This window comes from Corynebacterium sp. HMSC074C01, assembly GCF_001814605.1.
GTDB lineage: Bacteria > Actinomycetota > Actinomycetes > Mycobacteriales > Mycobacteriaceae > Corynebacterium.
The window spans coordinates 101,555-114,405 of the sequence record NZ_KV817269.1; the positions used below are offsets into that span (position 1 = coordinate 101,555).

The following is a 12,851-nucleotide window of genomic DNA, read 5'->3' on the forward strand; positions in this document are numbered from 1 at the left end:
GAGAAAAGTTATGTCTCACGTTTATGTCCTGGTTGAGCACGAAGCAGAGCAGCTCAGCCCCGTTACCGGCGAGCTGATTACCGCCGCCCGCGCACTCGGTACCGTCTCCGCCGTGGTCGTGGCCAAGGACGCCGCCACCGCAGCTTCCTTCGACGCCGAATTGGGCAACCTCGGTGCAGCCCAGGTAGTCCAGGCCACCGCTGCGGACTACGAGCAGCGCATCGTCACTCCGGAGGTCGACGCCCTCCACGCTTTGGCCGCCAATAACCCGGCGCCCATCGTGCTGGCAGCCACCCCGACCAACAACGAGATCGCCGGCCGCCTCGCCGCCCGCCTGGGCTCGGGCGCCCTGGTCAACGTCGACGGCATCAATGCTGACGGCTCCGCACACCACACCATCTTCGGCGGCTCCTACGAGACCTCCTCCACGGCCACCGGCTCCGTGGTCTACACCCTGCGCCCGGGCTCCGTGGCTGCCGAACCCCAGCCGGTCACTGCGGCACCCGCTCCCTTCGAGCTGCCCGCCGCCACCGCGAAGGACGTCACTGTCACCTCCTTCACCCCGGCTGAGAAGACCGCCCGCCCGGAGCTGACCTCCGCGAAGGTCGTCGTCGCCGGCGGCCGCGGCGTGGGCGATAAGTTCGCCGACGTGGTGGAGCCGCTTGCCGACGCCCTCGGTGGCGCCGTCGGCGCCACCCGCGACGCCGTGGATGAGGGTTTCTACGACCCGGCCCACCAGGTGGGCCAGACCGGCGTGACCGTCTCCCCGAAGCTCTACATTGGCCTGGGTATTTCCGGTGCAATCCAGCACACCTCCGGCATGCAGACCTCGGAGACCATCGTTGTGGTCAACCAGGATCAGGACGAGCCCTTCTTCCAGATCGCCGACCTCGGCGTGGTGGGCGACCTCCACGAGATTGCCCCGGCCCTGGTCTCCGAGCTTGAGTCCCGCAAGGGGGCCGGCAACTAATGGCTCGCTACCTCGATTACGCAGCCACCCAACCCATGCGCCAGTGCGCCATCGACGCCTGGGTCGACGCCGCCGGGTCCCTGAACCCGGGCTCGGCCTATGGCTCTGGGCGCAAGGCACGCTCCGCGTTGGATGACGCCCGCGAGACCGTCGCCGAGCTGCTCGGCTGCGAACCCATCGAGGTAGTCTTCACTTCCTCCGGCACGGAGGCGGATAACATCGCAATCCAGGGTCTTTTCCGTGCGGGGTCGGATACTACACCGCACATCATCTCGACCCCCATCGAGCACCCCGCCGTCCTGGAGACCGTGGACAAGCTCCGCGCTGAGCACGGCGCTACCGTGGACCTGCTCCCGGTTGATTCCACCGGCCACGTCAACGACTTAAGCGCCCTGGACACCCCGGCCGCGTTGGCCACGTGCATGTGGGCCAACAACGAGACTGGCGCTATTCAGCCGGTCGCGGACATCACCGAGCGCGCCGCCGCACAGAACACCCCGGTTCACATCGATGCCGTGCAGGTCGCCGGCAAGCTACCCATCAACTTCCATGAGCTGGGTGCCACCACACTCGCGGCCAGCGCCCACAAGTTCGGCGGGCCCCGGGGCATCGGCCTGCTGCTCGCACGCCGTACCCCCGCGCCACTGCCACTAGCCTTCGGCGGCGGCCAGGAGCGCGGCATCCGCCCCGGCACCGTGGACGTGGCCAGCGCGAGCGCGCTCGCCGCGGCCCTGCGCGAGTCCGTCGCGGAAATGGAGCAGGAGACCTCCCGCTTGAGCGCACTCCGCGACAAGCTCAAGGCCGGTATTCAGGACAGCATCGACAACGTCATCATCAACTCCGCCGAGCCCACCCTGGCTTCCCACCTCCACGTGTCCTTCCCGGGCACGGATGGTGACAGCCTCATCATGCTTCTCGACGCCTCCGGCATCGAAGCCTCCGCCGGCTCCGCCTGCCACGCGGGCGTTAACCGCATGTCCCACGTACTCGAGGCCATGGGAATCGACGAGGAACACGGTCGCGGCAGCCTTCGCTTCAGCCTGGGCCGCCTCACCACCGACGAGGACATCGACGTGGTCTTGGCAGAGCTTCCGGAGATCATTCGCCGCGCCCGTTCGGTCTAAGGGAAGCGCGGTTTCTAATAACTTAGCCGGACACTTCACGTGTCGGCTTAGCAGTTCTTTTTTGATGGAAACTATCTGTTGCGCTTTCCCCAACTCGGCTTATCCTAGGCATGCCGATTAGTTCAGGCTCGCGGAGCTTGGTCGGAAGGTCGTGGAGGTACAGATGACTTCTTCAATAACGTTGTTCTCGCATGAAGGTGCTCGGTTCGCTTTACCGTTTGGCGAAGGTACTATCCGTTTCGGTGACAGTGCTGAGCAGGTGGTAGCGGTTCTCGGGGAACCGGAGAATCACCCGAGTGAAAGCCCCTTGTACTACTCCCAAGCAAGTATTCAAGTTCACATCGGTGACAACGGTGTCGAATTCATTGAGTTCGCGACCAACCCTGAGAAAGACGGTGTCACGGTGGAATGGGAAGGCCATAACCTCTCCCGCATGAACGCCATCGAGTGCGCCGAGCTGTTGAAGAGGCTCAACCACGGGGCGCGGCTTGCTGATGATCAAGCTCCAGAATCCTATGTTTTCGAGAAACTGGGGCTTAGCGTATGGCAACCGTACGCGCTTGTTGATGCCCTTGAGGAACTCGAGGAAGCGCGAGCTGAGGGCACCGAGGGTGAGGAACTCGAATATTTCGAAGAAGAAGCCAGGATGGCAGAGTGCTTTGACTCGATCGGTCTGGTTTCTCGCGACTACATGAACGAATACTTCTAGGCCCGCCTTTCGCCAGACCCACGTCCCGCTCCACGGAGGCCAGCGAGAACGTGCGAAATTATTGCCACGCCCAAGGGCGAACAAATGGATCCACTGCGGGAGCCCTATCTTGCGGCCTAGCAAACTCTTGTAACTCGTCAAGCGAACTGAGCGACCACACGTCGTCGGTGTTGAGCTCGCGACCAAGCGCGTCCTCGAGAACCACAATCTGACAACTGGACAGCAGCGAAGTGTGCGAGCGCGGCTTGTTGGCGAACTCGAAACAGTGGTCGTAGGGGCGTCGCCAAGCGCTGCCCAAACACTCGCAGTTGTAGTTCACGTCAAAGGAAGCCGGTGGCCACTGCCAAAGGGGAGCAGGTGTGGTGGTGCCGGTGGAGCAAGCTGCGTGAGAAATGTGCCAAAAGAATTCAATGTTACGTGTGTTGCATCTGTGACTGATGTTGTTAAAGCGGTAGTGTGGCGCGCATGAGCCATGCACGTCGCCTTGTTACCGCCGCCGTTACTGCTGTAGCGGCCGTGGCACTGTCCGTATCCACCGCCGTTGCCATTCCGTCCACCGCACCTTCCGGTGTGGATGTCTCCGGAAATAACCACGCGTCCCTTCGCGGAATCGATTGGGATGCCGTGAAGTCTGATGGCCAGTCCTATGCCTTTGTCAAGGCCACTGAAGGCGTTGGGTTTGTTAACAATCACTTCGTACGCGATGCCAATGCTGCCGCAGCTGCTGGACTGAAGGTCGGTGCTTACCACTACGCGCGCCCGGCTGGTGACGCCAAGCAGCAGGCAGCCAGCTTCGCCTCCCAGATTGCACTGGTGCCGACGCAAACCCTGCCGCCGGTGCTCGATATTGAGGTCGATGAAGGCCTGAGCGCCAAGCAGCTGGAGGAGTGGATCGACACCTTCATGACTGAGCTGAAGTCCCTGACCGGCCGCACGCCGATGCTGTATACCTACAAGTACTTCTGGATGGGCCAGATGGGTAACTCCACGCGCTTCTCTGAGTACCCGCTGTGGTTGGCGGCCTACCAGGACACCGCGCCGGACCCGGTCGGTGGTTGGGACAAGCTGGCTTTCTGGCAGCGCTCCGGCAGCGGCCGCGTGGCCGGCATCGAGACCGATGTGGACATGAACCTTTTCAACGGCACTGAGGCCCAGCTGCACTCCTTCTCCGGCGGCAACTACATTGACTTCGGCGGAATCTTGGATGACCTGGTCATCCCGGGCGTTGACTTGGGCGACGACGCCGGCGTTTTGATTGCTGGAATCCTGGCCCTGGCAGCAGGTGCTGTAGCCCTGCCTGCCGTTGCTGATGCCGCCAAGGATGCGGGCCTGGACGTGGATCCGACCGGGCTTATCAAGCAGGCGGAGAAGCTGCTTAACGACGGCACTATCAGCGCCGATGACCTCAAGCGCATGTCCAACAATGACGCCAGCATTGGTGACTTGGCCATCTTCTTGGATAACGCACAGCACCTCCAGGACGTTGACGCCGATAACGTCAGCCAGCAGGATGTGGAGAACGCCGACCGTGCCGCGCGCAGCGCTGGTCACGCCGCGGGTGTAGCCATCCCGGCATTTGATTCCAAGCAGGTAGCGGACCTGCTCAATAGCCTTCGCTAATCCTCGGCGGTTGCGGCGGCGTCGCGGCGCGGAGTCGCGCCCTTCAAGAAGCGGCGGGTCCAAGACTCGTCGCGAAAGTGCGCGGGCACCGCACCGGAAAGCAGCGGTTTAGCAAGCGCGGCGGCTTGCGGGGAGCCGTCGACTGGCAGCTCGGTGTCTGAGCCGATGAGGATAATGTTGCCGTAGCGCCGCCCTTTAAGCATGGGAGGGTCGGCAATAACGGCGACGTGTGCAAAGACCTCCGCCATCCCAGCTAGTTCTACCTTCGCGCCCTGCAGGTCGGAGTGGTCACCGCAGTTGGCCACGTAGAGCCCGCCAGGCGACAAGGTGGCGCGGACGTGCTGGAAGAACTCTTGTGTGGTCAGCGGTTCCGGGGTTGTATCACCTGCGAAGACGTCGCGGATGATGACGTCGAAACGGTTCGGCGGGAAGCCCTCCGTCACCGCGCGTGCCTCGCCGGCGCGGATTTTCACGCGGGGAGCGGCAGGGATATCGGCCAGCTCGCGGATGAGCTCGGCCAGTTTCGCGTCGAGTTCGACGACGGTGTTGTGGGAATCCGGCCAGAGATCCGCGAAGTAGCGGGGGAGCGAGCAGCCACCGCCGCCTAGGTGGAGCAGGCGCTTGCCACGCGCAAGGTTCTCCACAGCTGCGGCAATCCAGCGCATGTACTCAAACTCCAGCGTGCGTGGCTCTTCGGGGATGAGGTGTGAGGAGGGCACGCCGTTAATGTTGAGGATGAAGGCGCCATCGCGGAAGGGGTCGGCTTCGACGACAAGCTCCCCCGTGGAAATTTCGTAGGTGCCCGCGATTGAATCTGTCTTGTTGCGTTTCCTGCCCATAATGCCCTTTAGCATAGGGAATAGAGCGTGAGTCCAGTGTGTTGGGGTATGGGGTACACCGCGACTAACCTAAGGGTCCGAAAGAAAGAAGAAGGGGAAAGCATGCGAGTATTGGTAGCCATGTCCGGCGGCGTCGATTCCTCGGTCGCCGCGGCACGCGCGGTGGAGGCGGGCCACGACGTCATTGGCGTGCACTTGGCCCTGCACAAGGATGCACAGCAGACCCGTGAGAAGGCGCGCGGTTGCTGCTCCTTGGAGGATTCCGCCGATGCCCGCCGTGTGTGCGACAAGCTCGGCATTCCTTTCTACGTGTGGGACTTCTCCGAGGAGTTCAAGGAAGCCGTCATCGGTGACTTCGTGGACTCCTACGCCCGCGGCGAAACCCCGAATCCGTGCTTGCGCTGTAATGAGAAGATCAAGTTTGCAGCTTTGCTCCGCAAGGGCATGGCGCTGGGCTTCGATGCGGTGGCCACGGGCCATTACGCCACTATCGACGATGACGGCTACATGCGCCGCTCCCTGGATGAAAACAAGGACCAGTCCTATGTGCTGGGTGTCATCACCAAGGAGGAGCTGGACCACTGCTTCTTCCCGATTGGAGATACCCCGAAGCCGCAGATCCGCGAGGAAGCCAAGCGCCATGGTTTCTCCACGGCAGCCAAGCCGGATTCTTATGACATCTGCTTCATTCCGGATGGCAACACCCAGGCCTTTCTGGGGCGTTCCATCGGTCTGCGCCCGGGCATGATCGTGGACACTGAGGGCAATGAGCTCAAGGAACACGATGGCGCGTGGAACTACACCATCGGCCAGCGCAAGGGGCTGGACATCAAGACGCCGACTGCCGACGGCTCCCCGCGCTACGTCACCGACATCGACGCGGCCACCGGCACCGTCACCGTCGGATCGCGCGCCGACTTGGCCGTGACCCGAATCGAAGCCGACCGCTTGAAGTACCTGCACCCGGCTATGGAGGGCGACTTCGACTGCGAGGTACAGGTCCGCGCCCACGGTTCCGTCGTTCCCTGCCGCGCCCACGTGGACCGCGAGGCCGACCGCATGACGCTGGAGCTGAAGGAGCCTCTTTCCGGTGTGGCTCGTGGCCAGGCTGCCGTGCTCTACCTGCCGAGCCCGGACGAGCTGGGCGATATCGTGCTGGGCTCGGGCACCATCTGCGGGACGGCGTAGATGACGGGATTCGCCCTTGGCCCCATGCCCGGCACCTCCATGGCGGAGGCTGCGGACATCATCATGGGGGAGACCGAACTTCCTGCCATCCCGCAGCTGCCCGAGCGTGGCCTCGGTTCCGACGCGGTGGGCCGCACGGCCAGCATGCTGGAGGCTATCTCCATCGACCGCGGCCCGCGCTCGTGGCGCATGACGGCGCGCCCGCAGTTGCTGACTCGCCGCACGTGGGACCGCTTGGAACGTGACCTCGACGAGGTCCAGGAAGCCTGGGGCGAGACGGTGCCTCGCGTCAAGGTGCAAGCACTCGGTCCATGGACGCTTGCAGCGAGCATTGAGCTTTCCGACGGGCACCGCGTCCTCACCGATCGCGGCGCCTTTCACGAGCTCGCGGAGTCACTTCTCTATGGCGTCCGCGCCCACGCCGCGGATGTCGCGCGCCGCTTCAACGGGGAGGTCGTCGTCCAACTCGACGAGCCACTCCTCGCAGACGTCATCTCCGGCCGAATCCCCGGCACCACCGACTTCGATACCATCCCGGCGGTTCCAGAGGAGGTCGCTCTTGAGCAGCTCCTTGTCTTCGAGGCCGACTACCTACACGCCCCGCCGCTGTGGTCGCTAGCGCCTGCAGCCTCGACCTTCCTCACGGATTTCCGTGGTCTGGAGACCCCGCGCCACCTGGATGGCCTGGGCGAGCACTTGAATGCCGGCCACCGCATCGGTCTGGGCATTGAAGGCTCCGATGCCCGCGCGGAGGCCATCGCGCTGGCCCGCCACCTTGACCGCATCGGCATGCCGCGCGACCTGCTCGTCGACCGTTTCGACGTCTATCCCGTCAAGGCCTCCGCCAGATCCCTGCGCTCGGTTACCGAGACCGCCGGCATCCTCACTCGCGATGCCGGTGACCTTTAGCTCACCCTCTAATCGACTCTCCCCAGGCTGTCCGTCGTGGTGAAATACGACTCCATATACGGGATGACGAACTGGAGCTGGCCATGGGCAGTGGCTTCGATGAGGTCGGCGTCGATAAGCCTTTGGCGTGTGGCCGACAGCGACCGCACCGTCCGTTCCTGGTGCGCCGCAATGTTCTTGATTTCTGCCGTGCCGTCCTCCATGACCGCGCTCATCGCCTCGAGGAAGAGGCGCTGGGCCGGTGGAAGCGAAAGGGTAGCGGGCTGGTGCACCTGGGCGCCCAAAACCGAGATAGCCTCGGCCGACACTGCCGCGACGTCACCCTCCTCGATGCGGCTTCCACCCTCGCGCTGTGCTGTGCCCCAAGCCAGTGAGCCCACCAGCTGCACCATGTAGGGGTAGCCGCGGGACAGCCGCACCGCGGCCGCTACTGCATCATCGGTGAACTCGAGGCCGGATTGTGAGGCGGTTTCGGTGAAGGCCACCTCGGCGTTCGCGGGGGAGAGCGGGCCCAGAACGAATTTCTGCGCGCGGCGCAGGAAAGTTACACCAGGCAGGTCTAACAGGCGGTTGACTCCCTGTGGAAGTCCTGCAGCGACAATGGCGACGTCGAGCTCATCGCGCACCAAGTCTTGGTAGGTCACGGCCAACGACGTGAGGTCCTCGGCGTCGGCGTCCTGGACCTCGTCGATGGTCAGCAGCACGCCAGTGCCTTCGAGCAGGCCTAAAAGCTCGCGCAGGCGGGTGTTGAGCGTGGGTTTATAGGCTTCCTCGGTGTTGTGTTGGATGCCGATGGTTGCCAAGCCGCCGATCCCCACGCGGTTGACCTTGCTCTTATCCGCCGGGGCCAGCTTGTCCATGATGCGTGGGATGGTGGTGTCAACGAGCTCGTCAACCATGGAGCTGCGGCCTGAGGCCCGCAGGGTAATCCACCCGCGGCTAGAGGCGATATCTTCGAGCTCGTTGAGGAGCACCGTCTTACCGATACCGCGGGCACCGCTGATGATGAGCGAGCGGCCCGGGCTGCCTGGTTGGGAGTCAAGCGCAGCCCGGAAGGTGTCGAGCACTGCCGTGCGCCCGACCCAAAAGAGTGGTGGAACGCCGAAGGTGGGGCGGAAGGGGTTTTCATGTGGGGACATAGCCTCATCCTAGAGCATTGGGAGATTTGGGAGACTTTTTAAACTCAGGAGATTTGGGAGACTTTTCTGAGGGTGTCGACTAGGGAGACCAACTATCTCTCTCGTCCTCTATGCGTCTCGTCCGGCGCGGATTGCGGCGACGACGTCGAAGTCTCCCTTCACATCGATAGGTGCACGCTGGGAGAGTTCGGTCGCCTTTTCTTCGATGGACTTTCTGTTAGCAGTGAATGGGGATGACGCGGCCATAGTGAGGATGTTGCGCACGTAGTCTTCGAGGGAAACACCAGCGGTAGCGGCGCGGTGCTGAAGAGTTGCGATGGTTGTACTGTCTACGTCCTGGATTTCAACGGTGCAGGTAGGGGAGGAGCTCATAGTGCTATCGTACGGGAGCTTCTTGACCAGCGTCTGCGTGGCTAGAAGGCTGCAAGGCCTGCCAAGCTACCGCGCCAATGTGCAGCGAGCAGGCTGCCACAAGGGCGTACCACCAGCCAAAATTCACTGAGGTGTGCCATGGCATGGCGTAGCCGATGAAGAGTATGGCGAGAATCGTAATCGCCGCGGTGACGATGTGATTTGCCGTGGAAAGGGGCTTTCGCAGGGCCTTCCATGCGGCCCAGAGCTCCGAAGCGGTGATGACGGCGAGCGCTACGGTGAGGAACATGCTTACTCCTTAAGATGCGAGCTCGTCGAATAGAGCTTGGGCAAGGTCTTCGGTACCGGCGAGGGAATCGTTGTTGGCGAAGGCGGCGCGCTTGGTCTCTGGTTCGATGATGAGCATCGTGGAATAGCCATAGGTACCGCCGTTGTGCCAGTACCCAGCATTGTTTTCGCTGGGAGGCTGCCAGCCGAAGTCGGTATCGCCGTTGTCCATGAACCACTCGGCGAACTTGGCCATGTCACTCGCCGTGGAACGGATCGCTCCCGCGGGTGCGGAGCCTTCCATCTCCCACGGCTCAGCGTGGCGGCCGGTGGGGGTTAGGCCGCGTGGAGCGTCGTCAGGCACAGAGCCCGGAGTCATGAGATAGGTCTCTGTCATGCCAGCTGGCTCGAAGATGCGTTCCTTGAGCATCTGCTCATAAGGTTGCCCGTCAACGGTCTCGAGCATGTGGCCCAAGAGTCCATAGCCAAGGTTTGAATAGGATTCTTCACCGCGGTCTTTTAGTTCGGCCTCCGTGGCGGCAGCCACGATGTCCTCAATGGTCTCACCTTCATAGGGATTCGAGCCGGTGACACCCGAGGCGAGATTGCTGAGGAGGCTCGCGCTCGCCAGTCGCGGTAGGCCAGAGGTGTGGTCGAGCAATTCTTGGACGGTGACGTCCGCGACGGGCGCATCGCCGACATTGAGGACCTCGCCCACAGTGGTGTCAGTTCTCAGCTTTTCCTCTTCGACGAGCTGGTGGGCCAGTTCGCCGGTGAACATCTTGGTCACGGAGCCGATTTCGACCTCCGTGTGCTCGTCGCTGCCCAGTCCCGCAAAGGTGACCTTGCCGTCCTGGAGGGTAAAAGCGGTGATGTTGTGGAAGCCGGACTCTGAGTGCTCTTCCAACTGGGCAGCTAAGGCTTCGTCACCAGTTTTGTCTTTTGCCAGAGCAATTCTTTGCGGCCCCGTGATGAGCAGGATGGCTGCAACGGCAATGGCAGCGATGACGGCTAGGGAAATTCTACGCATTAGTGGTCCTCGCTCGCGGTGATGATGGTGAGAAGGGGGATTACTCGGGCAGGGCGGATGGAATACTCGCCGCCAGACTTCGTGGTCCAGCCCGCATGGGTCAGCGCGCTCAAGTGGTGGTAGGCGGTGCCAGTTGAGGTGACGATGTCTTCTTCGACAAGCTCAGCGGCTGTCGCGGGTGCAGCGAGCAGGCGGCGCAGGATTTCGCCGCGGATGGGATGGGCAAGCGCGGAGAGTCGCTCGAGATTCTCCGCCCAGCTCTCATCGGTGACGAAGTTGGTGGGGCGCTGCCATTGGTAGGCATAAGTGCGCTTACCGACGTTTATGTTGCCGCCAAAGATGACGGAACCGTCGGGAAGCTGCTCGTTGGGTGCGAGGGCGTCGACCAACCAGTAGGTCGAGTCTTCTCCAGTGGTGGATGCGGGGCCGGCGTCGGTGGGCGTGGTGCGCCCCTCAAGCGCGGCGACGCGCGCTTCAAGTTCTGCGAGGCGTGCTTCGACTTTTGTGTCCATGGTTTCTAGAATTCCAGAAATCTAGAAACCTGGCAAGAGTTAGTTGGGGATTAGGTGCTGGGGTTAAGAAATCATCGGCCAAGCAGTGGAGACATCCGAGGCATCGCGCCCGCGTCCTTCCAGGTACTTCTTGAAGGACTCGCGGTCCTTGTACCACTCGACGGCCTGGTACTCCATGAGCTCGTTGGTATCCATCTGGGCTAGCTCGGGGAAGTGCTGGCGCACTTGCTTCCAGGCGACGCGGGCGGCCGCGAGGGCGTCGGCAGTCGCCTCGTGTGCGTTGGTCAATTCCACGCCGTAGTGGGCGGAGACCTCCTCCAAGGTGCGCTTGCCTTTGCGCCACTTGTCCTTAACGCGGTCGATGACGAAAGGATCGAACACTGGGCCGTTTACTGTGAAGTCCCCGGTCAGCGCGCGCAGTACGGAGAGATCGTAGGCGGCGTTGTAGACGATGAGCGTGAGTCCCTCGTCCCAGGCCTGATAGATGGAATCGATCGTCTCCTTGAGCACCTCCTCGTGGGGGCGACCTTCCGCGCGGGCCTTCTCAGTAGTGATGCCGTGGATCTTGGCGGCTTCCTCGGGGATCTCCACGCCGGGGTCAGCGAGCATTTCCCGCTTGTCTACTTCGCGCCCGTCGATACGCACTAGGGCAGAGGTGACGATGCGGGCTTCTTTGGGCTTTACGGAGGTGGTCTCGAGGTCGAAGGAGAGCATGCGGGTGGCGTCGAAGTTCATGGACAACACTCTAGCGCCCGGCTCGGACACGCACTGTGGAAGTGCTGCAGAATGGCGATCCGAATCTTGCAGAATGACGATCCAACCCTTGTAGAATGACGGATGAATCATTGCAGAATGACCAACTGCAGGTAGAGTGCTATGTATGGAACGGTATATTAGGCGCGGCATGGAAGGTTTTGCCCGAGAAGCATTGACCTTCTCACCCGTTGTCCACGTCACGGGCGCACGGCAGGTTGGCAAATCGACGTTGACAAGGCATCTCGGCCTTGAACGTGCTGTGTATGTAACGCTGGATGATCCCGCTGCTCTCTCACTAGCGGAAGAGGATCCGACGACCTTTGTGCAGCAAGGTGGTGACGCAACGCTGATTATCGATGAGATTCAGCGGCTTCCCGAGCTCACGCTGCCGTTAAAGGCTGAGGTGGATAGGAACCGCCGGCCAGGTCGATTTATCATTACTGGTTCATCAGATTTTGCTCGGGGCGTGGGTCGGAAGGACTCTCTGGCAGGAAGAATTATTGATCTCCATTTAAACCCACTGAGCCAACAAGAGATTTGTGAAACGGTCAGTGACGGCGCCTTTGTAGATAGGCTCGATGAGCTCGTCGAATTGCCTGTGCGTTCGGTTCCTACGGAACAAGTAGATCGAGCTGGCTTGGTGGACAAAGTGCTCAAGGGCGGCTATCCGGTTGCATTAGAACTGCAAGATCGGATGCGCCGAGCTTGGTTCGAGTCTTATGTTTCACACGTGACGGTGATTGAAGAAACCCTATCCCGGGAAAGCGCACAGCCGGGGAGGCTGCAATCGCTGTTGCGTCTACTCGCAGCGCATCAGGCAGGGGAGTTGGTTCCGGCGAAACTCGCGCGTGAAGCGGAAATCCCAGCGTCTACTGTTCGCTCCTACCTTGATACTTTGTCAAGGCTGTTCCTTTCCTCGCAAGTGAAAGCGTGGAAATCAAATTTGACGTCGAGAGAGATCTCCAAGCCTAAAAGCTGGGTCACTGACTCCGGTTTGGCTTCCTGGTTAGCAGGGCAAACCCGAGACATGCTCATGAATCCTCTGGTGCAGTCGCACCTAGGGCATTTGGTCGAAGGGTTTGTTCTTCAAGAGCTTTCTGCCCAGCAGGGTTGGGCAGAAAACCAGCATCAGCTTCTTCACTGGCGTGATAGCGCCGGGATGGAAGCAGACGTTGTGATCGAATTCGCGGACAATAGCATCGCTGCGCTTGAGGTTAAATCCGGTGCGACAGTCAAGGCAGGGCAGGTTCGGCATTTGCGTGCACTGAGCGAGAAACTAGGGCCGCGTTTCCGTGGAGGATTTGTCTTGGCTCCGATTCCCTATGTGCAGCCCTTGGGGGACAAACTATGTGCGTTACCGATGTCATTTTTGTGGCGTGGATAGGCCGTTTGGCCAGGTACATGCTGTGTCCGGTA

General features: G+C 61.6%; 14 protein-coding genes. 7 read left to right on the top strand and 7 right to left on the bottom strand.

Going from position 1 to position 12,851, the window contains the following annotated elements:
* Window positions 1-10 precede the first annotated feature (10 nt).
* The 4 genes from HMPREF2978_RS02825 to HMPREF2978_RS02840 all read left to right on the top strand — a co-directional run bounded on the left by HMPREF2978_RS02825 (window position 11) and on the right by HMPREF2978_RS02840 (window position 4,423).
* Window positions 11-970: an electron transfer flavoprotein subunit alpha/FixB family protein gene (locus tag HMPREF2978_RS02825; RefSeq protein ID WP_070743975.1), complete on the top strand. Its 960-nt coding sequence runs from the start codon at window positions 11-13 to the stop codon at window positions 968-970.
* Window positions 970-2,094, top strand: coding sequence for a cysteine desulfurase family protein (locus HMPREF2978_RS02830; RefSeq protein WP_070743979.1), 1,125 nt, complete (start codon window positions 970-972; stop codon window positions 2,092-2,094). The genes HMPREF2978_RS02825 and HMPREF2978_RS02830 overlap by 1 nt, the downstream gene beginning before the upstream one ends.
* A gap of 163 nt (window positions 2,095-2,257) precedes the next feature.
* A complete protein-coding gene (locus HMPREF2978_RS02835; protein WP_141761397.1) occupies window positions 2,258-2,803 on the top strand; it encodes a hypothetical protein in 546 nt (181 codons plus the stop codon).
* 465 nt (window positions 2,804-3,268) lie between these two features.
* Window positions 3,269-4,423, top strand: coding sequence for a glycoside hydrolase family 25 protein (locus tag HMPREF2978_RS02840; protein ID WP_070529493.1), 1,155 nt, complete (start codon window positions 3,269-3,271; stop codon window positions 4,421-4,423).
* Here the strand turns inward: HMPREF2978_RS02840 and HMPREF2978_RS02845 are convergent.
* On the bottom strand, window positions 4,420-5,262 hold the full coding sequence (locus tag HMPREF2978_RS02845; protein WP_070743982.1) for a spermidine synthase: 843 nt from the start codon (window positions 5,260-5,262) through the stop codon (window positions 4,420-4,422). The two genes, HMPREF2978_RS02840 and HMPREF2978_RS02845, sit on opposite strands and share 4 nt — an antisense overlap.
* 102 nt (window positions 5,263-5,364) lie before the next feature.
* Between HMPREF2978_RS02845 and mnmA the strand changes: the two genes are divergently transcribed.
* On the top strand, window positions 5,365-6,450 hold the full coding sequence (gene mnmA, locus HMPREF2978_RS02850; RefSeq protein WP_070743984.1) for a tRNA 2-thiouridine(34) synthase MnmA: 1,086 nt from the start codon (window positions 5,365-5,367) through the stop codon (window positions 6,448-6,450).
* On the top strand, window positions 6,451-7,359 hold the full coding sequence (locus tag HMPREF2978_RS02855) for a uroporphyrinogen decarboxylase/cobalamine-independent methonine synthase family protein (RefSeq protein WP_070743986.1): 909 nt from the start codon (window positions 6,451-6,453) through the stop codon (window positions 7,357-7,359). It begins immediately after the preceding gene.
* Between the two features lie 8 nt (window positions 7,360-7,367).
* Here the strand turns inward: HMPREF2978_RS02855 and HMPREF2978_RS02860 are convergent, their stop codons facing one another.
* The 6 genes from HMPREF2978_RS02860 to HMPREF2978_RS02885 form a co-directional block, all read right to left on the bottom strand.
* Entirely contained in the window at window positions 7,368-8,498 is a 1,131-nt protein-coding gene (locus tag HMPREF2978_RS02860; RefSeq protein WP_070528682.1) for an ATP-binding protein, read from the bottom strand.
* A 108-nt stretch (window positions 8,499-8,606) separates the two neighbouring features.
* Window positions 8,607-8,870 (bottom strand): FitA-like ribbon-helix-helix domain-containing protein, encoded by a 264-nt coding sequence (locus HMPREF2978_RS02865; RefSeq protein ID WP_070528679.1) that lies wholly within the window; start codon window positions 8,868-8,870, stop codon window positions 8,607-8,609.
* A 4-nt stretch (window positions 8,871-8,874) separates the two neighbouring features.
* On the bottom strand, window positions 8,875-9,159 hold the full coding sequence (locus HMPREF2978_RS02870; RefSeq protein WP_070528676.1) for a hypothetical protein: 285 nt from the start codon (window positions 9,157-9,159) through the stop codon (window positions 8,875-8,877).
* Window positions 9,160-9,168: 9 nt separating this feature from the next.
* On the bottom strand, window positions 9,169-10,167 hold the full coding sequence (locus tag HMPREF2978_RS02875) for a serine hydrolase domain-containing protein (protein WP_070528672.1): 999 nt from the start codon (window positions 10,165-10,167) through the stop codon (window positions 9,169-9,171).
* Window positions 10,167-10,679 carry an ArsR/SmtB family transcription factor gene (locus tag HMPREF2978_RS02880; protein ID WP_070528669.1) on the bottom strand — a complete coding sequence of 171 codons (513 nt, stop codon included), beginning with the start codon at window positions 10,677-10,679 and terminating at the stop codon, window positions 10,167-10,169. Before HMPREF2978_RS02880 ends, HMPREF2978_RS02875 begins: the two co-directional genes overlap by 1 nt.
* A 63-nt stretch (window positions 10,680-10,742) precedes the next feature.
* Window positions 10,743-11,414 carry a 3'-5' exonuclease gene (locus HMPREF2978_RS02885; RefSeq protein WP_070528666.1) on the bottom strand — a complete coding sequence of 224 codons (672 nt, stop codon included), beginning with the start codon at window positions 11,412-11,414 and terminating at the stop codon, window positions 10,743-10,745.
* Between the two features lie 145 nt (window positions 11,415-11,559).
* On the opposite strand from HMPREF2978_RS02885, the gene HMPREF2978_RS02890 reads away from it, so the two are divergent.
* Entirely contained in the window at window positions 11,560-12,819 is a 1,260-nt protein-coding gene (locus HMPREF2978_RS02890; protein WP_070743988.1) for an ATP-binding protein, read from the top strand.
* Window positions 12,820-12,851 lie beyond the last annotated feature (32 nt).